The following is a 20,404-nucleotide window of genomic DNA, read 5'->3' on the forward strand; positions in this document are numbered from 1 at the left end:
GGGCGGCGGTGACTGAATGGCTTGAGCGTCTGGGCCGCAGCGGCCGCTTCGCGTGGTCGGCGTGGTCCGGCCTCGCTGCCCTGGCGTTGCTCGCAGCCTTGTGGCAGGTCGGCCACGAGGCCTATGGCGATTTCATCCTGCCGTCGCCGCTGGCGACGATCGAGGCAGCGCTTGCCATGCTTGCCGACCCTGCTGCATGGGAAATTGCGCTGCTGACGAGCCGTCGCGCGTTGAAGGGGTTTCTCGCCGCAAGTATCGCCGGGGCGGCCCTCGGCCTCGCCGCGGGGTACTTCCCTGCCGTACTGCGGGTAGCGCGTCCTTTGGTGACCGTGCTGCTCGGCGTGCCTCCCATCGCCTGGATCGTGCTCGCTATGATCTGGTTTGGATCGACGGATGGCACCGTGGCCGTCACCATCCTTGTGGCTGCCTCGCCATTGGTGTTCGTCTCCGTCGCCGAGGGGGTCATGAGCCGCGACCGCAAGCTGGACGATATGGCCCGCGCGTTCGGGGCCAAAGCGTTCAAGCGATTGACGACCTTGAGCCTGCGCCATGTCGCGGCACACCTGTTTCCGGCTTTGGTCGTTTCGCTTGGATCGGCATTCAAGGTGGCTGTCATGGCCGAATTGCTGGCCAATGTCGGCGGTATCGGCGGTGAACTTGCCCGTACGCGCGCCAATCTCGATATTGCCGGGGCCTTGGCCTGGGTGTTGATCGCAGTTGCTGCCCTGATCGTGGTCGAGTACGGCCTAATCCATCCAGTTCGAGCCGAATTTGAACGCTGGCGCGTCGCTGCCCAGCCATGGGGCGTGAAGCGATGAGTGCGCTTCAGCTCACGCGCATAGGCCACGCTTATTTCGGCCGCACCGTGCTGGATCATATCGACTTTCAGGTGGATTCCGCCGAGGTCGTGGCGCTGGTAGGCCCATCGGGTTGCGGCAAGAGCACGCTCGTCCACATCGCTGCCGGCATCGTGGAACCACTGCGCGGGCGCGTCGAACGCGGTTATCGCCGCCACGGCATGATCTTCCAGGAGCCGCGCCTTCTGCCTTGGGCTACGGCAAGGCACAATATTTCCTATCCGCTGCGGATTGCGGGAGTTCCGCGATCCGAGCGCAAGGAGCGCGCGATGCAGGCTGCGCTGACAGTGGCCTTCGATCCGGACGATCTCGACAAATACCCGTCCGAACTTTCGGGCGGCATGCGCCAGCGCATCGCGATCGCCCGGGCGCTGGTCATCGAGCCGGACTTCCTGTTTTGCGACGAGCCGTTTACCGCGCTCGACGTGGCGTTGAAGCGCCGCATGCAGGACATCGTTATCGAGACGTCGCGGCAGGCCCGCTTTGCCGCCGTTTTCGTCACCCATGACCTGATGGAGGCGGCGAGAGTTGCGCATCGCATCGTCGTGCTGGACAGCACGGGAAACGGCATTGCCGGTGAGCGCCGCTTGCTGAACGCACCGGGTCACCGATCGGATGAGATGATCTTCAAGACCGTGCAATCGTTTCTGCGCGACGATCCGATCTTCCGTCATATCGACGATGTCGATGAGCGGAGGCTGCCTTGACCGCCGTGGCAGAACAACGATTGCCCAACGCATTGCCGCTGCTTCGCGCGGTTGGCGACGAAGGCCTGCGGTTGTTTTTTCCTCTTTCCGCGCTTTATTGCGCGCTCTGGCCATTCCAGTGGGTGCTGGTCTTTTCGTTAGACCTGCCGTTTGCCCGGACAACGCCGCCAGCACTGTGGCACGTGCACGAAATGATTTTCGGAGCGTTCGGCGCGGCGCTGATCGGGTTCATCACCACCGCAGTTCCCGAGTGGACGGATACGCCTCGTCTCAAAGGCAGGCGGCTTTTCATGCTGGCTGCATTATGGGGAGGTGGCCGGCTCGTCGGCTTTGCGGGCGCTGATTTCGCTGGCACGCTCGGCGCCATGTGCGATCTGGCTTGGCTGGCCCTTCTCGTCGCTTACATGGCGCATGTTTCAATTCTCAAGCGCACGGACAAGCTGCTTGCCTTCATCGGCTGGATCGCTGCTTTGGCCATATGCGAGACCGCCGTGCGGCTCTGCTTTAGCTTCGAAGCGATCGAATTGGCCAGTCGCCTGCTGCGGATTTCAGGATTGGTGTTTGTTGGATTGCTTGGTGTGGCGCTGGCGCGGATCACTGTGCCGGTAACGAATCTGGTTCTCGATCCGACGGAGAAGACATCTCCATTTCGCCCACATCCCGGTCGCCTCAACCTCGCGCCGGGACTGGTCGCCGTCGCGGTGGCCGTGGATCTGGCAGCGTTTTCGGATGCCGTATGCGGTTATACGCTGATAGCGGCAGGCGCCGCTTTCATGGATCGCGTCGGCGAGCTCTTCATCGGGCGTTCGGCTTTGCGCGCCGAAGTCGCGTCCCTTGCCGGCTCCAGCGCCTTCGCCGGAATTGGCCTGTTGCTCCTGGGTGCTGCGCAGCTTGGCGCGCCAATTTCCGGTATAGCAGGATTGCATGTCGCTCTTATGGGTGGCCTTGGTCTTGGCGTACTGGCCGTATTCTGCATCGCCGGCCTGCTACACACCGGCCATTCACTGAGCTTCAGCCGAAGCGCCAAGCTGGCAATGGTTTGCCTGGTCGTGGCGGTTGGGCTCAGGGTCTTGCCGGACCTCGATCTGATGCCGCAACCACCGGGGCCACCTTATGCGTTGACGGCATGCTTCTGGGCCGCAGCGTTCCTGTTGTGGTTGAAAGACTACTGGCCCCGTCTGCGCAATTCGTTCAAATCCTGCGAGTGATCGTCCATTGGAGCGGTCTGTCCAGAACGAGGGGCCGCCGACGCGCGCGCACACCCGCTAACATTACCCGTCGATCTTTGCCATTGCCGGCATCTGTCTGGCATCAGCCCGATCTGCCTCAAGGGCGCTTTCGCTGCACAAGAACCGCAACGGCAATGCTGCTGCGGTCCCATGGCTTTTGCCTGTGATGGACCTACGCTTGTTTGGAGGTTGTGCAAATTTGGGGTGTGATCGGAAAGCCGGATCGGGGGATCGACATGCCACGCCATCTGTTTCACCTGTTGTTCGGGTTGATTTGCTCGGTCCTGCTCCTTGTTTCCCTGCCCGTGCGGGCAGACATTCCGGACGAGACCTACACGGCGCTCGGCCTGACCAAGGAAGCTTCCCCCAAGGAACTCTATGATGCGCTGGTCAAGCGCTACCACGATCCCAAGCAGGGGCATGGCAAGGGCGCGTTCGGCGAACTTTGGGAGCCGACCCCGTTCACGCGCTATCTCGATCCGAAGACGCTCTACGTCGCGCCTGACATGGATTTCGAGGCCAAGCGGGAAGAATGCGTTGAATGCCACACCAGTGTGACGCCGGGCTGGGTCCATTCATGGCAGAAGAGCGTTCATGGCGACCTCGACGAAATCCGCAACCTGCCGGCTGAAGATTCCCGCGCCTACAAGAAGGAGCTGATCGACCAGGTCGAGGCGAACCTTCATTCGATGGGCGTGCTGCCCGAAGGCCAGAAGCTTGGCGATGTCGGCTGTATCGATTGCCATATGGGCGTCGGCAAGCAGGCCGGAAATCACAAAGCCGACCTCCACATGCCCGATGCGGCCAATTGCGGCCAGTGCCATGTGCAGCAGTTTGCCGAACGCGAATCCGAGCGCGACACCATCACCTGGCCGCAGGATCAGTGGCCGGCTGGCCGGCCGTCGCACGCCCTGTCATGGCAAGCCAACGTGGAAACCGCGATCTGGGCCGGAATGGCGCAACGCGAAGTGGCCGACGGCTGCTCGCTCTGCCACACCATGCAGAATACCTGCAATTCCTGCCATACCCGCCACGAGTTTTCCGCTGCCGAGGCGCGCAAGCCCGAGGCCTGCTCGACCTGCCACAACGGCGTCGATCACAACGAGTTCGAGGCGTTCAGCCTGTCCAAGCATGGCGTCATCTACAAGACCCAAGGCGCTTCGTGGGATTGGGAAAAGCCACTGGCCGCAGCGCTTGGCGAAGGTGGCCAGACCGGCCCGACATGTCAGACCTGCCACATGGAATTCAACGGAGAGTATGGTCACAACCTCGTGCGCAAGGTGCGCTGGGGCTTCGAGCCAAAACCTGAGATTGCCGACAATCTTGACCATGAATGGTTCTCCGACCGCAAGGAATCCTGGATACAGACCTGTTCGAACTGCCACTCGCCGGCCTTTGCCCGCTCCTATCTTGATATGATGGACAACGGCACCAAGCAGGGCATCGAACTGGTCAAGGAAGCGCGCGGCGTCATGAACAAGCTGTACGAAGACAAGCTCCTCGTTGGCCAGACAACCAACCGTCCGGCTCCTCCCAAACCTGACGCCGACAGCGCGGGCGCCTTCGCCGGGCTGTTCTTCTCCGCCGGCAACTTCCCGACCGCGATCGACTACGAATTCGCGGAAATGTGGGAGCAGCACATAATGAAGCACTTCAAGGGTCTCGCCCACGTGCATCCCGGTGGCTTCACCTACTCGGAAGGCTGGTCGCGCCTGATCCGCAGCCTGGCCCGCATCAAGGACACTGACACGCAACTGCGTGAGAAGGCTGCGCTGATGCAGCGGGTGGAAGCTCTTGAGGCTGCGGGTGGCAAGCAGGGCTGGCTGGACCTCGATACACCGATGAAGCGTGCGGCAGCAGGGGGCGCAGGCGTCACGCTCGCCGGGCTGGGGCTTGGCCTCATGCTCCTGCCGGCCTTCCGCCGCCGCCGTCGCGACTAGTCACGAAAAGGGGAGACGATCATGAACCTCTCCAAGATAGGAACCACTCCCGGCCTCGTTGCCGGGATTGGTGCTGTGATGCTGGTGGCAGGCGGCCTGCTGACCGCCTATGCGTTTCAGGTCGAAAAGCGCCCGACACCTTATGTCTACGAATTGAAGGATGTCGAAAAACCGGGCGAGGCCAGCCTTGCCCTGGCGCAGATGTTGCCCGACGCGAAGCTGAAATCCGTCAGCCTCAGGACGGCTGATACCGGCAAGTTGCTTGTAAGTGGAGAGGTTCTCGAGCGAGAGGGAAAACCGGGCCTCATCATTGGCTGGAAGAGCGAAATAGGCGAACCGGTTCTTCGTTCGGATATTTCTGTCGAGGAAGACCGGAAACTCGCGCAAGCTTTGCAGGCGCACTTGCCGGCGGACAGCCTCGTTTTTGCCATGCCCAGCCTGTCCCAAAGGCTGGCGGCACTGGTTCCGGCCCGTTTCCCACTAGCCGGAGCCGACGACAGCGCCACGCTACGCGCGCCCGACGTCTGGCTGGGTTCCAAGGAAGCGATTGCCGAGACGGAGAAGCAGTGGCGGCCTTCGGTCGACGCGAAGGTCGACGAACGTTTCGCGGCGTTCCTCGACGCACTTGGGGCCGAAGACAAATACGGTATCGCCCGCTTGCAGGTCATGGCCGATACACAGGAAAGCTACATTGTCTTGCATGTGCGCGATGCCTTCGACATCGGCGTGGCCGCGCCGGATCGGTTTTCCGTCGGCCTGCGCGATTTTCCCGGCGCCAGCGACGTCCACGACGTCACCAAGCTGGTGAAGACCTGGGTGAAGGATGAGGGCTTTGCCGCCTATGCAGTGATCCCGCGCGACGAAAACGCCGTGCGCGCCTACTACCTTGCAGATAGCGCCGGCAAGTCCTCGCTGCTCGGCCAGTTGCTGCCGTTCAACTCGGCCCAGATAGGGCAAGTGCCGGACGCCACGCTCGTCTACCAGAACGGCGGCTATTGGGTTTATCGGATTTCCGCGGTCCGCGCTGGCTGACGCCCTGGTCAGCAAGACCAACCGGACCTAGCCGGCATCAGCGTTTTTTGCTCCTGTGGTACCATGCATTGCTGGCATTTCAGCTAGTCTATGGGGCCAGGGAGGGCTCGCGATGCAGGTCGTGTTGACGATCAATCCGAGTGATTCCCGCACGTTGCAGCGTCAATTGTTTGATCAGATCAGGGGACTGATCCTTGAAAACAAGCTGCGAAGCGGGGATCCTGTACCGGCGTCACGCGCGTTGAGCGAACAGCTCGGCGTGTCGCGCAACACTGTCATGCTCGCCTATGAGCAATTGCTGAGCGAAGGCTACATCGAAAGCCGTCCCAATGTCGGTACCTTCGTCAGTTCGAGCCTGCCCGAAAATGGCATGTCGATCACTCTGCGTGCCACCGGCGGCGAAGATTTCCAGGCCAACGACAACAATGGCGATATCCACCCGTTGTCGAGCCGGGTGAGGGCTCAGACGGTCATCAGTCCGAATCGTGGCAGGTTTGAGCACGACTTCTGGATCGGGCGCGTCGACGCCTCGACCTTTCCCGTCAACGAATGGCGCAGGATACTCGACGCCAAGGTGCGCTATGGCGGGGCGCGGTTCGCCGAGTACCAGGACCCGCAGGGCCTGCCCGAGCTTAGGCAAGGCATCGCCGATCACATCGGCCCGGCGCGCGGCGTTTCGGCCAAGCCCGATGATATCGTCGTGGTCAACGGTTCGCAGGATGGGTTGGATCTCATCGCCCGCACGTTGAGCGGCTACGCGAAATACTTTGTCCACGAGGACCCTTGCTACCAAGGCTCGCGCTTCCTGTTCGAAAGCTGTGGCTTCAAACCGGTTCCCGTTCCTGTCGACCAGGATGGCATCGACGTTTCGCGATTGCCTGAAACCAGGCGCAACCTGCTCTATGTGACCCCGTCGCACCAGTATCCGCTTGGCGTGACGCTATCGCTGGAAAGGCGTTTGGCCTTGCTCGAATGGGCGGCGCGCACCGATAGCTATGTGATCGAAGACGACTACGACGGCGACTTCCGCTACGAGGGCGCGCCGCTGACGGCCTTGCGCGGGCTCGATTGTCGTGGGCGGGTGCTCTACCTCGGCACGTTCTCGAAGTCGCTGGCGGCAGGCTTAAGGCTGGGCTTCATCGTTGCGCCACCGGCGCTGGCGCGCGCACTGCGTGAATGGAAATCGCTGACCAGCAACGGCAATCCCTGGCTCGAGCAATCGGCGATGGCCGAGTTCATGAACAGCGGCGGCTTCATGCGCCATCTGAGGCGCATCCGCGCGATCTACAAGGCGCGCCGCGACGTACTGGTCCAAACGCTGAAGCCGACGTTCACGGACGCGGAATTCAAAGGCATGCGCGGCGGCATGCACCTGTCGCTTCGCTTGCCGTCGCGTTTCGGGGACGCGCGCGACATAGAACGGCGTGCCGCAGAGCGCGGCGTTGGCATCTATGTGCCGGGTTCCGGCGGTGCGTTCATCACCCCGGACAATCCGCGTGCGAAGGATACGCTGCTGTTCGGCTACGCAGCCCTTTCGGAAAAAAGCATCAGGATCGCGACTGCCCGCATCGCGGATGTCGTGACAGGTAGCAGCAGGGGAGCGGCGGATGGTTGAGTCCCTGATCAAGCTTGGCCAGCTTGCAACATCGCTTGCGCTCGTGCTCAGCGTGGTGGCGGTAGCAGGGGCGACACTCGCGTCCTTGCGTTCCTCCCCGGCCTGGCTGCGCACGGCGCGCAATGCGCTGTTCGCCAATCTGGCGCTCGTCGCCTTCGGGTGTGCGACGCTTGTCTGGTCGTTCGCCACGCTCGACTTCTCGGTCGCTTATGTGGCGCAAAACAGCAACTCGCAACTGCCGATGATCTACCGGCTGACAGCCATGTGGGGCGCGCATGAAGGCTCGCTCATGCTGTGGCTGTTCTACCTGGTGCTGCTGTCGGCGATTGCGGTGAAGGTGCACTGGAAGGACCATCCGCTGTCGATGCCGTGGATCATCGCTACGCTGGCAGCGATCCAGTTCGGCTTCCTCGCTTTCATCGTGTTCCTGTCCAATCCGTTCCTGACCATGACACCGGCGCTTCCCGACGGGCAGGATCTCAACCCGTTGCTGCAGGATCCCGGCCTCGTTTTCCATCCGCCGGTGCTTTATCTCGGCTATGTCGGCTTCGCCGTTCCATTCGCCTTTGCGATTGCTTCGCTGATCCGGACCCATTCGGGTGCCGAATGGGTGCGCGCCGTGCGGCGCTGGACGCTGTTTGCCTGGACGATGCTGACCAGCGGCATCCTGATGGGCGGCTTCTGGGCCTATTACGAACTGGGCTGGGGTGGGTACTGGGCTTGGGACCCGGTGGAGAATGCCTCGCTGATGCCGTGGCTGACGGGCACGGCGCTGCTGCATTCGATGATGGCGCAGAACAAGCGCGGCCTGTTCCGCACTTGGAACGTGTTCCTGGTGGTGACGACATTCCTGCTCACCCTGATCGGCACTTTCCTCGTCCGTTCCGGCGTGCTGACTTCCGTCCATGCCTTTGCGGTCGACCCGGGGCGAGGGGCCTACATGCTGGGCTTCCTCACGGTAACGATGGTGTTCGGCTACGGGCTCATCCTGTTCCGCTCCGACCGGCTGCTGTCGGATGCGCTGGTCGAGAGCCCGTATTCGCGTGAAAGCGCGATCCTCGCCAACAACGTACTGCTGCTGGTCGCGGCAGCGACGGTTTTTCTAGGTACGCTCTATCCGCTGTTCGTCGAGGCGGTGTCTGGCGAGCGGCTGAGCGTCGGCGCGCCCTACTTCAACAAGGTGGTGGTGCCGCTGATGCTGGCCGTGGTCTTCCTGCTCGGCATCGGCCCGTCGATCCCTTGGCGCAAGGTCGAGGCCCGGCGCCTGTCCACGATGTTGCGTAAGCCGCTCGTCGGCGGCGTGCTGGCGGTTGGCGTTGCGCTGATTGCCGGCGTACGCGACCTGCTCACGCTCAGCGCCATAGCGGCGGTGGCCTTTGCCTTCTCGGCGACGCTGGCCGATATCGGCACCGGCATTTACGCGCGCCGACGCGTCACGGGTGAATCCTGGCTACGGGCTGCGCGCAATGTGCTTTCGCTGGGACGCCAGCGTTTCGGTGGGCTCATCGTCCATCTCGGCATCGCACTGATCGGGGCTGGCATGATCGCGTCAGGCCTGTTCCAGACTGCGGTGACGGTATCACTCAAGCCGGGCGATAGCTTTGAACTGGCCGGCAACGTCATCACCCTGCGCGAGGTTTCGGACGCCAGCGGCTCCAACTACCAAGGCCGCGCGGCTATCCTAAGCGTCTCGCGCGACGGCAAGCCGCTCTACGAGATGCAGCCGGAAAAGCGCTTCTACACCGTGCGTTCCATGGCCACGACCGAGATCGCGATCCGATCCTCTTTCAGCGGCGATCTCTACATGATCATCGGCGAAGAGACGCAACAGGGCGGGGTCACCATACGCGGTTACTGGAATCCGCTGGTGAGCTGGATCTGGGCCGGCTGGGTAGTCGTTGCCTGTGGTGCGCTACTGTCGCTGTCCGGAACGAGCAGGCGCAGGGTCGAACGCGCGGCGGCGGTGGCTGCTCCGCCGGCAAGGGGAGTGCCCGCCGAATGACCATGCTTGCTGCACAAAAGCGCCCGATACCGCGTTGGAAGTGGCTGCTTGGCGCTGCCGTGGTTGCAATCCCGCTGCTGCTCGGCATCGGGCTCACCAAGGACCCGTCCTTCATCCCGTCGATGATTGTCGGGCGCTCGCTGCCGTCCTTTTCGCTGGAACCGTTGGCGGGCACTGAACAGGTCGCGTCGGAAAAGCTGCTCGGCAAGCCGCTTGTCATCAATTTCTGGGCGTCGTGGTGCGTGTCTTGCCGTGACGAGCATCCGCTGCTGGTCCAGCTTGGCGATCGCGCGGAACTGTTCGACGAGTTCGATATCATTGGCATCAACTATCGCGACAGCCCGGTCGCGGCAGCTCAATTCCTCGATCGCCAGGGCCATTTTCCTTATCCGTCGGGGCAGGACAAGCGCGGGCGGCTGGGTATCGATTTCGGTGTCTACGGCATGCCCGAGACCTTTTTCGTCGATGCAGAAGGTGTCGTGCAGGCGCGTCAGGTCGGGCCGCTGACGCCGCAGGCGATCGAGCAGAACCTGAAGCTGATCGGAGCTGTGCGATGAAGCGGTTTGCAGCAGCTCTCGCTTTCAGCCTCGCCATGGCGACGCCTGCGGCGACCGCGCCGTTCCAGACAGAATCTCCGGTGGAGACGCAGGTCCGCGAGATCGGCGCCAAGCTGCGCTGTCCAGTCTGCCAAAGCGAGAACATTCTCGATTCCCAATCCGGTACTGCACGCGAGATGATCGTCATGCTGCGCGAGCAGCTTGCGCAGGGCCGAACGGAAGCCGAGATCGTCGAGTATTTCCGCAGCCGCTACGGAGACTATGTGCTGCTGTCGCCGCCTGTGGCCGGTTTCGGTGGCATCATCTGGACCGTGCCGGCCGTGCTGCTTTTGCTGGCCGGCGGAGCCTGCCTGCTTCTCGTGCGCCGAAGCGCCGACAAGGCTTCGCGCACGAACGAGGAAGCCAACACCCTTGAGCCCCTGAACGAGCAACGCCTGCGGAGGCTGGAATTATGACCACATCGCTGATCGCATTCCTGCTTTGCGCTGCTGCCGTGGTCATCATCGTCAGTCCGTTGTTGCGTAAACGCGCCAGCCTGCCCCTTGGCACAGGACTGGAAGATGCCAGTCCCGTCCGACGCTGGCAGGAGGAAAAGGACCGGCTGACGGGCCAGCTGCGCGACAACGACCTGGCGCTCGCCGAAGGACGCGTCGATGCCGCGCAACATTCTTCGATTGCAACCCGGCTTGCAGGCGAGGCGGAACATGCGCTTTCGCGTTTGCGCGAGATCCGCGGTGCATTGACGCCGACCTATCCGTCGACGCCGCGCAGCGAGCGCTGGTGGACGGTTGCACTGATCGCCGGGTTCGTCGTCGCGGCCGCCTACGGCGTCCATAGCTTTGCCTCGATGGGCGATATCGACATGACGCGTTCGCCGCACGGCGACACGCCGCCGGTGGCCGACGCGGGCGATGCCAACGGCGTGCCTGCCGGAATGCCGACGGGTGCGGATGGGGCGCCTGACATAGGTGCAATGGTGGCCCGGCTGGAAGGGCGCATCGGGAGCGGTGACTATTCGCCTGACGATGTCGCCATGCTGTTGCGCAGCTACCGCGTTCTGGGTCGCGAGGCCGAAAGCGAAGCGCTGCTCGACAAGGCAGTGGCCAAATTCCCCGACGATGCGCAAGTCAGGCTCGCATTCATCGATGCCGCTCTGGCTGGTTCCGACCAGGGTCACCTCGACCGTGCCGAACAGATGCTCTCCGGTCTTCTGGCCGCGCAACCGAACCTCGCCGAGGCGCGCTGGTATCACAGCCTGTTTTTGATCCGAAAAGGCCAACTCGACGTCGCCCGAAAGGAGTTGCGCGCATTGGAACCCATGGTTGCCGACAACCCGCAGGCGGCGGAAGCGGTTCGTACGCTTCTTGCACGCATCGATATTCCCCAGCACGACCAGAGCCAGCCGCAGAACTAGGAGCAAGGATATGGAACGTCGCCTTGGCGAGACGCCCGTACGAGATGACCGGTCCGCATACGCTTCGCGGGGCGTTGGTCCAGACTACGATGACATGCTCCATATGTCGCTGCTGGAATTGAAACAGGAGGGCCGCTACCGGGTCTTCCAGGAGCACCGGCGCATCGTCGGCGAGTTTCCTCTATCGGTTGCCGTGACTGCCGAGGGCGAGCGTGTCGTTACCGTCTGGTGCTCGAACGATTATCTCGGCATGGGCCAGCACCCGGCTGTGCGCGCCGCCATGCACGATGCCGTGGATGGCTACGGGGCAGGGGCCGGTGGAACCCGCAATATTTCCGGCAATCATTCGCCCATAATTGCGCTGGAGAGCGAGCTTGCGGCGTTGCACGGCAAGGAGGCCGCGCTGGTGTTCGGTTGCGGCTATCTCGCCAATCTCTCGACGCTGGCGGCATTGGGCCGGCTCTTACCCAATTGCATCCTTATCTCGGACCAACTCAACCATGCTTCCATGATCCAGGGTATCAGCGCCAGCCGCGCTGAGAAACGCGTGTTCCAGCATAACGATGTTCTGCATCTGGAAGAAATCCTGCGCTCCATTCCCAAACATCGCTGCAAGGTGGTTGCATTCGAGTCCGTCTATTCGATGGATGGCGACATTGCGCCGATCCGTGAAATCGTGGACCTGTGCGAACGGTATGGGGCCATGACCTATCTGGATGAGGTCCATGCTGTCGGCATGTATGGCCCGACCGGGGGCGGCGTGGCTGAGCGCGACGGGCTGGCCGACCGCATCCATCTTGTTCAGGGCACTCTTGCCAAGGCCTTCGGTGTCGTCGGCGGTTATGTTGCTGGTTCGGCGGTGATGATCGACGCCATCCGCAGCCATGCGAACGGTTTCATCTTCACCTCCGCGCTGCCCCCTGCCGTAGCAGCAGGCGCTCTGGCAAGTATCCGGCATTTGCGTGCGAGCGATGCCGAGCGCGAGAAGATGCACGCTAATGTGCGCAAGCTACGTACTCGCCTGCGCGAGGAGCGCATTCCGTTCCTTGATGCGGCAAGCCACATCGTGCCGGTGATGGTGGGCGATGCCGCCCGGTGCAAGGCAGTTTGCGATCTTTTGTTCGAGCGGCACTCGATCTATGTCCAGCCGATCAACTACCCGACTGTGCCTTATGGCAGTGAGCGCCTGCGCATCACGGCGTCACCGGTTCACACCGACCGGATGATCGATGATTTGGCGACTGCGCTCGCGGATGTCTGGCGGGATTTGCAACTGCCGTTCGCGAGAGGGACGGTTTGATTTGGCCCAGGGCAGGAAATCTAAACGCCTATTGATCCTTGGCGCGGCGGGTCTGGTGCTTGCCGTTTCGGCGACGCTGGTGCTGAGCGCTCTTCGCGACGACATTGTCTTCTTCCGTTCCCCCACCGAGATAGTGAGCGGCGCGGTGGCGGCGGGCGCGCAAATCAGGCTTGGTGGCATGGTCGAGGAAGGTTCGATCAGCCGTTCGGCGGACGGCTTGCAGGTCGCTTTCCGCGTCACGGACGGAACGGAATCATTGCCCGTTTCCTATCATGGCATCTTGCCGGACCTGTTCCGCGAGGGGCAAGGCGTAGTGGCCGAAGGGCAGATGCACGACGGCACCTTCAAGGCTGTTACGATACTTGCCAAGCATGACGAGAACTACATGCCGCGTGAAGTGCAGGCGGCACTGGAGCGAGGTGGCTATCAGGCCTCCCCGATGAAACCATAGTGACGGACCTTGAGAAACCGCGCCGGCGTCAAGAATGAGGCTGGCCTTTCTGTTGAGGCTGCTCACGGGACGGTGAAATCCCCATTATTCGAGACGGTCGTACCGCTTGATGATTTCGAGAAGCGGAACGATTGGGATAGCTTCGATTTTGCTACGGTTGATACGTGTTCCAACCATATCCTCGGCCGCCAGCATGGCATTGACGACGGATTCTTCCACGGCATCGACCACTGCCATGTAGATTGGGTCGAAGGCGTCGTCGTCCAGCATATCAATGCTACGCAGAGGCGGTGCGACGTCAGTCAGCGGTGCTGCATTGGCCGTCGAAAACGCGATGAAAATATCGCCGGAATTGTTGCCGCCCGGTGTGCCGTTGCGACCGATGCCTATGGTGCAGCGGCGCGCCAAACGCTTGAGCTGGTGTGGGGCCATAGGGATATCGGTGGCAACCACGACGATGATCGAGCCGCGTTCGGCCATGCCTGCACCGGCATCGTGCATATGCCGGCCAACCGGTACGCCGCAAATCGTAAGCCAATCCCGCTGGCCGTGATTGGCCTGTACCAGCACGCCGACCGTATAGGGGCGCCCACCGATTTCCACGCGTCTTGAGGACGTACCTGTTCCACCCTTGAAGCCATAGGTGATCATGGCGGTGCCACCACCGGTATTGCCTTCAGCTACCGGTCCATCGGAGGCGGTGTCGAGAGCGGCCAGCACATCGGCTTCGGATAGCGCCAGGGTATTGATATCGTTGAGGATGCCGTCGAAGGTTTCCGCGACCACAGGCATGATCCAGCGCGGACGCTCGCCGTAATAGGTTGTACGGTAACGTTCGAGCATCCACTTGACCGTGGCATGGTGAGCCATTCCAACGCTATGGGTGTTGGTGATGGTGATGGGTCCGAGAAAGTAGCCGCCATCCTCGATCCAATGCGTTCCCGTCATCTCGCCGTTGCCGTTGAAGCGATGCACTCCGGCAAAGACAGGGATGGGTGTATCCGCATCTGGATGAGGCACGATCGAGGTGATGCCCGTGCGCACCGGCAGCATGCGTCCGGGGCGAGGCGCAGCTTCACACAGGCTGTGCAGCCCCACTGCCACGTTCGGTACGTCGGTGATGGCATTGTGGGGGCCGGTCGTGCCGGTGAAGGGCAAGCCCAGTTCGCGCGCTCGAAGCTTTCTGTCGGGGCTTTGCTGTGTGTTCATGGTCATTTCTGGCGAGAGCGCAGGTAAAGGCCGAGCGATGCGACGAGAAAGGAGAATGTCAGCATCATCACTGCAATGGCATTGATTTCCGGTTTTATGCCGCGCCTCAGCATGGCGAAGATGAAGATCGGCAGGGTCGTGACATCAGTGCCGGCGATAAAATACGTGATGACCAGGTCATCCATCGAGATGATGAAGGCAAGCAGCGCGCCTCCCATGACGCCAGGCATGAGCTGTGGCAGGACTACCTTGCGGAAAGTCACCCATTCGTTCGCGCCGAGATCTGCGGAGGCGTGTTCAAGGCTGCGATCCATGCCGGCCAGCCGGCTGGAAACAACTATGAACACATAGGAAATAAGGAAGGTGCATTGGCCGATGATGATCGTGCCGATACCCAGATGAACGCCTGCATTCACAAAGAAAATCAGCAGGGCGATGCCGAGCACGATGTCCGGCACGAGCATCGGCATGAACATCAGCACCCTATAGGTGCGAGCACCAAGGAAATCATATCGGTAAAGCGCCAGTGCCAGTGCCGTCCCCAGCACCGTTGAGATCAGCGTGGTGCTGAAAGCGATCACGATGCTGTTGCGCAGCGCCGCCAAGAGCTGGCCGGTGGATTCGATATACATTGCGGCTTCCGAGACGGTCGTCTTGAAGCCGAGTACCTGCCAATACCAGTCCGTCGTGAACCCTTCCCAGGTCATCATGTTCACCGGGTTGGAGTTGAACGAGTAAACGGCAATCAACGCCAGCGGCAGATAGATGAAGGCAAAAAACAGAGCGGTGTAGGCAACGAGGCCGCCCCGGAAAAGCCAGTTCAAGCTCATTGCGCCCCCCTCTGCCCGCCGCTCAGGGAAGCCATGGAACTTCTGCGGCGCCCCGAGACAAAGACAAAGCCCATCATCGTGACAAGCATGACGCTCATCACCATCATCGCCAGAGCCGATCCGAACGGCCAGTTGCGTGCTGAAAGGAATTGCTGCTCGATGAGATTGCCGAGCATCATTACCTTCGCGCCGCCCAGAATGGCGGGCACGATAAAGTTGCCCAGTGCCGGGATGAACACGATGAGCGAGCCGCCAATGATGCCCGGGGCCGTCAACGGCAGGATTACGCGCACAAAGGTGCGTATGGGGCCGGCTCCAAGATCCTGCGACGCCCGGATCAGCGACCAGTCCAGCTTTTCGACGCTGGCGTAGATGGGCATGAACATGAAAGGGATGAAGATATAGACCATGCCGAGGATGATCGCGCCTTCGGTGTAGATGAGATCCAGCGGCTGGTCGATCAGCCCCAGTGCCAACAAGACGCCGTTGACGGGTCCGCTCTGCCGCAAGATCAGCACCCAGACGAAAAGGCGAACGATCAAGCTCGTGAAGAAGGGCAGCGCTATGAGGAAAAGGCAGAAGCTTTTCCATTTGCCGGGCATCATGCTGATGCAGAACGCAGCTGGATAGCAGACAAGCAGCGTTGCGATGACGGTCAGGACAGCGATCCGAACCGAGCGCAGAAAAATCTCAAGATAAACGGGATCGAACTCTTCGAAAGCCGGGTCGGCGAAACCGAATATGCGGCCGAAATTATGCGGATAGAATTCCCATTCGACCCCGCCATACAGGCCGGGCGCAAGGAAGCTGGTGACGACCATGATTGCGAGCGGAATGAGGAAGAATACCGCGAGGAAGACCGTGGCAGGCCCAAGCAGCAGGCCCAACTGCATACGGTCGCGTGTGGAAGCGATCATTGGCTGCCTCCTTCGCCGGGCATGAGATGTATGTTTGCCGGAACGTAGATCAGCCGCGCGCGCCTGTCCGACTCCGCTCTTGCAACATCGTCGCGCGCGGAAGCAGGTGCCGATACCACAAGCTCCCGGCCGCCTCGGGTCCTTGCATAGAGTTCGAAACCGGCGCCGACGAAAATGACCTGGTCGATGGTGACGTCGATGCCGGCGCGGGTATCCTGCTCGAAGGAAAGCGAGAATTGCTCCGGCCTTATGACGGCGGTGGCGCGTCCCTTGCAGTCTTGCAGCGTTCTACCCAGTTGCAGGGTTTCGCCCCGATCCATGACCAGGCTTCCGCTATCGATGCTGCCCTCAAACATGTTGCTGACACCGATGAAGCTGGCCACGAACGGGTTCGCGGGCCGATCGTAGATTTCGCGCGGCGCGGCGATTTGCTGGATACGCCCATGCTTCAGGACGGCAATGCGGTCCGACATAGTCAAAGCTTCCTCCTTGTCGTGGGTGACGAACACGAACGAGATGCCAAGCTCGTTCTGGAGGTTTTTCAATTCGATCTGCATGGAATGCCGCAGGCCACGATCAAGGGCGGATAGCGGTTCATCCAGCAGCAACAGCTTGGGGCGGGCCACGATTGCCCTGGCAAGGGCAACCCTTTGTTGCTGGCCACCGGAAAGCTGGTTCGGGCGCCGCTTCTCCATGCCGCCGAGCCCTACCATGACCAGCGCGGCGCCTACCTTCTCGCGCCGCTCTCGTGCCGGAATACCCCTCACTTCCAGGGCGTAGCCGACATTCTGTTCGACCGACATATGCGGAAACAGAGCGTAGTTCTGGAAAACCGTATTGACCGGTCGCAGATGCGGCGGAACCCGCGTCATGTCTGCGCCATCAATGGAAATGGTTCCGGCGTCCAGCCGGACGAAGCCGCCAATCGATTGCAGGAGCGTGGTCTTGCCGCATCCGGAGGGACCGAGCAGCGTGAGAAACTCATTGCGGCGCACATCGAGATAAATGTTGTCGAGCGCTTTGACCTCGCCGCCCTCGGGTGAGGCGAACACCTTTCTGGCACCGGCAAGCTCGACGATGGCATCCTGCATTTTGCTCTCTGCATTTATGTTATTAAAGTAACGCTTGCGTCACTTTGGGATTTGGATATCTTTTTTTGATCGAAGTCAACGGGCTAAAGAAACCGGGCTGCGACACACGGGATACGTTGCGAGCCACAGGCTCCGCCGCAAAGAGGAGAACTTTCATGGGTCAGTTCGGATCGGGATTACGCAGAGGCCTTTGCGCAACCTTATGCGCCAGCGTCACGTTTTTGCTATCGGCGGGAAGCGCATTTTCTGCCGGCGAACTCAACATCTACAACTGGGGTGAATACATCAATCCAGAGGTGCTGAAGAAATTCGAACAAGACACCAGCATCAAGGTGAACCTGTCCACCTATTCGTCAAACGAGGAGATGCTGGCCAAGATTCAGGGTGGGGCGACCGGATACGATATCGTGTTCCCGTCGGTCCATATGCAGGACATCATGGCCAAGCTCGACCTGCTCGAAAAGACCGACATCAACCAGTATGAAGGGTTCCAGAACATCGATCCGGCGTTCCTGCGGGCCAAAAGCGACCCGAAGGGCGAATACTGCCTTCCCTATGCCTGGGGAACGGTGGGCATCATGTACAATCGAACCAAGCTCGGCAAAGACATTACCGGCTGGCGCGACCTGATCGAGACGGTGAAGGCCAAGAACCTGAAATTCACTTTGCTCGATGACGTGCGCGAAGTGATGGGCGTTGGCCTGATGCTCAACGGTCATAGCGTCAACTCGGCAGACTCGGCCGAGTTGCAGCAGGCAGCCGACACCATCATCGCGATGAAGCCATATGTCGCCGCCTTCACCTATGATTCAAGGCCCATGGTCGTATCGGGAGACGTTGCTGCGGCACATTATTTCATTGGCTCGATGATCGACGTCTTTGCGCACCAGAAGGACCTGGGTTATGTCATTCCTGAAGAAGGAGCGACCATGTATCAGGAAGATATCTGCGTCCTGAAAACTGCGCCTAACAAGGAAAATGCCATAAAGTTCATGCAGTTCTACACGCAGCCTGAGATACCTGCCCTCAACATGGCCCAGCAGACCAACGGCACGGCGAACATGAAGGCGCGCGCCTTGACGCCGGACAACATCAAGAACAGTGAAGAGATCAACCCACCAGCCGAAACCATGAAGCGTCTGCAGATATTCCAGGATCTCGGCAAGGATATCCGCCAGTACGATCGTCTGTGGACCAAGATCAAAACCGCGCAATAGGTTCATGTCGAAAGCGATCCTCGAACGGCTTGGCGACGAAGACCTTCGTCGATCGAAATCCGACAAGCTTCTGGCCCAGTATCTGGAAAGGCACTTGGCCGAGCTTCCGTTCGAGACTGCCCGTTCGATCGCCGCCAAGGTAGGCGTCAGTCCGATGACGGTCGGCCGGTTCCTGCGCCGGATCGGCTTCGATGGGCTGGAGCCGCTCAAGCAGGAACTGCGCCATGCCCGCTCGAACCCCGCCTGGCAGGTCAAGGGCGAGGTCGACGGACTGCAGGCAGACATCCGCGAAGGAAAACTGCTTGCCAAGCTGATTACCCAGCAGATCGACAATCTGCGCCAGGTCTACGAGGTGACGACCGCGCCTGAGTGGCAGGCATGCGTCGACACATTGATCGAGGCGACCGAGGTCTACGTGGCGGCTTACCAGAATATACGCGGTACAGCCGAATACATGGCCGCGCAGCTCTCCTATGCGCGACCACGCGTGCAATATGTCGATGGTCTCAACGGCACCTACGCGGAAGTGCTAGACGGTTCAGTCGAGGGTCGCGTACTTTTCCTGATCGAGGCCCGCCGCTTTGCTGCAAAAGCGCTGCCACTGGCGCTCGAAGCACGCAAATCCGGCGTCAAGGTGATCCTGTTGACCGACGAATTCTGCCCTTGGGCCAAGGAAGCCTCGGACATCGCCTTGATCATACCTGGCCCGCACGGTCCGCTCTGGGACGGTTCGGCGACAATCATGGCCGTGATCGACCTTCTGCTTTCCAACCTCATTGTGGTGCTTGGCGAAAAGGTTCACCGCCGCGTTGAAATGCTGACACGCCTGCAGGATTTGTTCGGCGACTTCGAAGACGATTAGGTCGCCTTGGTAGACGGCGAGCAACTACGGAAGCGATACGAGGGGCACCGGAGAGCCAGTTCCTGCTTCAAAAGATCACAAGAAGCTGCTGCAGCCTGCGCGAAAGGCCGGGCATTTGAACGCCATCACCCGCTCGCGGCCGGCAAATTCGGCGAGGCGGGCGATGTCTCCCACGGCGACTGTATTCTGATTGATCCGCACTCCCAGAGCCCGCAACCGCTGGAACGCGCGTGACAGGCTCTCCGGCTTCATGCCGAGCCGTCCGGCGATCAACAGTTTCTCATAGGGCAGGGCAATCGTGCAGGCACCCCGCGCTGTGGGCGCCAAGTCCACGAGGAAGGCCGCCAGCCGCTGCGGGCCGGTACGCGCCTTGAGTTCCTCTATCTGATCGACCAGCCTCCGCAAATGCGCTGATGTGGATGCCAGCATGGCCAGTCCGATTTCGGGGCTCGATCGGTTGAGTTCCATGATCTTGCGTGTCGGCACCGCGAGCAGGCGCACATCGGTCACCGTTTCTCCGCTGACGGGATAATTGCCGCCTGCGAGACAGGGTACCTCTGCAATGGAATCTCCACGTGTGAAGACGCCGACCACGGCCTCGTCGCCGCCTGTCGTCATGCGGAAAAGTTTCACCCATCCCTCCATGACGACGTAGAACGTACTGGCAGGTTCGTCCTGCTCGAAAAGCGTTGTCCGCTTTGGTCGCACCTGAAGCTCGGATTGCGCCAGAAGGGTATCGAGCACAGCCCCTGGCAGACCGGAAAACATCGGCGCTGCTTGGATTATCCCGCGATCACGCGGATCGATGTCCAGTCCGCTCATCGTCCCCATCCTTCGCCGGCAGATAAACACAGTCCGGGACGGTGAACTTTGCTGCAACGCAATCGGCTGGCGGTTGTTCGCCGGCGTCGAAGGGACGCTTGACTTCGGTCAAGAGGTCTCCGCGGAAGCCTCTGCTACATCGCTGCAAGTCACCTTTGAGGAGAAATGCGATGAGCGACCATCCGGAACCGGAAGTGCAACCTCAGCGGGTCCCCGCGATGCAGCAGCTTCTGGATAATCCGTTTCTGCTGCTCTTCATCGGAATCACGATTCCGACGGTTCTCTATATCGTTTGGGGCGTGATGGAGATCGCGTCCATTCCGGTTGCACCCTGACGGCTGTCGGAGGATCC

20 protein-coding genes are annotated in these 20,404 nt (G+C 61.0%); 15 read left to right on the plus strand and 5 right to left on the minus strand.

Annotation, left to right across the window (positions count from 1 at the left end):
* Positions 1 to 8: 8 nt before the first annotated feature.
* The 12 genes from ASD50_RS21520 (at position 9) to ccmE (ending at position 13,104) form a co-directional block, all read left to right on the plus strand.
* Positions 9 to 818, plus strand: a complete 810-nt coding sequence (locus ASD50_RS21520; RefSeq protein WP_056246215.1) for an ABC transporter permease — start codon at positions 9 to 11, stop codon at positions 816 to 818.
* Positions 815 to 1,564: an ABC transporter ATP-binding protein gene (locus tag ASD50_RS21525; RefSeq protein ID WP_056246419.1), complete on the plus strand. Its 750-nt coding sequence runs from the start codon at positions 815 to 817 to the stop codon at positions 1,562 to 1,564. The genes ASD50_RS21520 and ASD50_RS21525 overlap by 4 nt, the downstream gene beginning before the upstream one ends.
* Before the next feature lie 5 nt (positions 1,565 to 1,569).
* Positions 1,570 to 2,772, plus strand: coding sequence for an NnrS family protein (locus tag ASD50_RS21530; RefSeq protein ID WP_244484614.1), 1,203 nt, complete (start codon positions 1,570 to 1,572; stop codon positions 2,770 to 2,772).
* 257 nt (positions 2,773 to 3,029) lie between these two features.
* Entirely contained in the window at positions 3,030 to 4,733 is a 1,704-nt protein-coding gene (locus ASD50_RS21535; protein WP_056246422.1) for a multiheme c-type cytochrome, read from the plus strand.
* A gap of 21 nt (positions 4,734 to 4,754) precedes the next feature.
* Positions 4,755 to 5,765 (plus strand): hydroxylamine oxidation protein HaoB, encoded by a 1,011-nt coding sequence (gene haoB, locus ASD50_RS21540; RefSeq protein ID WP_082549783.1) that lies wholly within the window; start codon positions 4,755 to 4,757, stop codon positions 5,763 to 5,765.
* Positions 5,766 to 5,877: 112 nt separating this feature from the next.
* Entirely contained in the window at positions 5,878 to 7,380 is a 1,503-nt protein-coding gene (locus tag ASD50_RS21545) for a PLP-dependent aminotransferase family protein (RefSeq protein WP_056246224.1), read from the plus strand.
* Positions 7,373 to 9,382, plus strand: a complete 2,010-nt coding sequence (locus ASD50_RS21550) for a heme lyase CcmF/NrfE family subunit (RefSeq protein ID WP_056246228.1) — start codon at positions 7,373 to 7,375, stop codon at positions 9,380 to 9,382. Before ASD50_RS21545 ends, ASD50_RS21550 begins: the two co-directional genes overlap by 8 nt.
* A complete protein-coding gene (locus ASD50_RS21555; RefSeq protein ID WP_082549784.1) occupies positions 9,379 to 9,939 on the plus strand; it encodes a DsbE family thiol:disulfide interchange protein in 561 nt (186 codons plus the stop codon). Before ASD50_RS21550 ends, ASD50_RS21555 begins: the two co-directional genes overlap by 4 nt.
* Positions 9,936 to 10,394 (plus strand): cytochrome c-type biogenesis protein CcmH, encoded by a 459-nt coding sequence (locus ASD50_RS21560; RefSeq protein ID WP_082549785.1) that lies wholly within the window; start codon positions 9,936 to 9,938, stop codon positions 10,392 to 10,394. Before ASD50_RS21555 ends, ASD50_RS21560 begins: the two co-directional genes overlap by 4 nt.
* Positions 10,391 to 11,353 carry a hypothetical protein gene (locus tag ASD50_RS21565; protein ID WP_056246234.1) on the plus strand — a complete coding sequence of 321 codons (963 nt, stop codon included), beginning with the start codon at positions 10,391 to 10,393 and terminating at the stop codon, positions 11,351 to 11,353. The genes ASD50_RS21560 and ASD50_RS21565 overlap by 4 nt, the downstream gene beginning before the upstream one ends.
* A gap of 10 nt (positions 11,354 to 11,363) precedes the next feature.
* Complete coding sequence (gene hemA / locus ASD50_RS21570) at positions 11,364 to 12,653, plus strand: 5-aminolevulinate synthase (protein ID WP_274533343.1); 1,290 nt, start codon at positions 11,364 to 11,366, stop codon at positions 12,651 to 12,653.
* A complete protein-coding gene (ccmE, locus tag ASD50_RS21575; RefSeq protein WP_056246239.1) occupies positions 12,607 to 13,104 on the plus strand; it encodes a cytochrome c maturation protein CcmE in 498 nt (165 codons plus the stop codon). The genes hemA and ccmE overlap by 47 nt, the downstream gene beginning before the upstream one ends.
* 84 nt (positions 13,105 to 13,188) lie before the next feature.
* On the opposite strand, the gene ASD50_RS21580 is transcribed toward ccmE, so the two are convergent.
* The 4 genes from ASD50_RS21580 to ASD50_RS21595 are packed head-to-tail and all read right to left on the minus strand — an operon-like array spanning position 13,189 to position 17,151.
* A complete protein-coding gene (locus ASD50_RS21580; protein WP_056246430.1) occupies positions 13,189 to 14,313 on the minus strand; it encodes a P1 family peptidase in 1,125 nt (374 codons plus the stop codon).
* 2 nt (positions 14,314 to 14,315) lie between these two features.
* A complete protein-coding gene (locus tag ASD50_RS21585; protein ID WP_056246242.1) occupies positions 14,316 to 15,143 on the minus strand; it encodes an ABC transporter permease in 828 nt (275 codons plus the stop codon).
* On the minus strand, positions 15,140 to 16,060 hold the full coding sequence (locus ASD50_RS21590) for an ABC transporter permease (protein WP_056246245.1): 921 nt from the start codon (positions 16,058 to 16,060) through the stop codon (positions 15,140 to 15,142). Before ASD50_RS21590 ends, ASD50_RS21585 begins: the two co-directional genes overlap by 4 nt.
* Positions 16,057 to 17,151, minus strand: a complete 1,095-nt coding sequence (locus ASD50_RS21595; protein ID WP_056246247.1) for an ABC transporter ATP-binding protein — start codon at positions 17,149 to 17,151, stop codon at positions 16,057 to 16,059. Before ASD50_RS21595 ends, ASD50_RS21590 begins: the two co-directional genes overlap by 4 nt.
* Before the next feature lie 155 nt (positions 17,152 to 17,306).
* Between ASD50_RS21595 and ASD50_RS21600 the strand changes: the two genes are divergently transcribed.
* Both ASD50_RS21600 and ASD50_RS21605 read left to right on the plus strand, forming a co-directional pair.
* Positions 17,307 to 18,368 carry a spermidine/putrescine ABC transporter substrate-binding protein gene (locus ASD50_RS21600; RefSeq protein WP_056246249.1) on the plus strand — a complete coding sequence of 354 codons (1,062 nt, stop codon included), beginning with the start codon at positions 17,307 to 17,309 and terminating at the stop codon, positions 18,366 to 18,368.
* Between the two features lie 4 nt (positions 18,369 to 18,372).
* Positions 18,373 to 19,230, plus strand: coding sequence for a MurR/RpiR family transcriptional regulator (locus tag ASD50_RS21605; RefSeq protein WP_056246250.1), 858 nt, complete (start codon positions 18,373 to 18,375; stop codon positions 19,228 to 19,230).
* Positions 19,231 to 19,305: 75 nt separating this feature from the next.
* Here the strand turns inward: ASD50_RS21605 and ASD50_RS21610 are convergent, their stop codons facing one another.
* Positions 19,306 to 20,052 (minus strand): Crp/Fnr family transcriptional regulator, encoded by a 747-nt coding sequence (locus ASD50_RS21610; RefSeq protein WP_056246253.1) that lies wholly within the window; start codon positions 20,050 to 20,052, stop codon positions 19,306 to 19,308.
* Positions 20,053 to 20,222: 170 nt separating this feature from the next.
* On the opposite strand from ASD50_RS21610, the gene ASD50_RS23580 reads away from it, so the two are divergent.
* Positions 20,223 to 20,387: a hypothetical protein gene (locus tag ASD50_RS23580; RefSeq protein ID WP_164480455.1), complete on the plus strand. Its 165-nt coding sequence runs from the start codon at positions 20,223 to 20,225 to the stop codon at positions 20,385 to 20,387.
* The last annotated feature ends 17 nt before the right edge of the window (positions 20,388 to 20,404 follow it).

It is taken from the genome of Mesorhizobium sp. Root552 (assembly GCF_001427285.1).
Classification (GTDB): domain Bacteria; phylum Pseudomonadota; class Alphaproteobacteria; order Rhizobiales; family Rhizobiaceae; genus Mesorhizobium.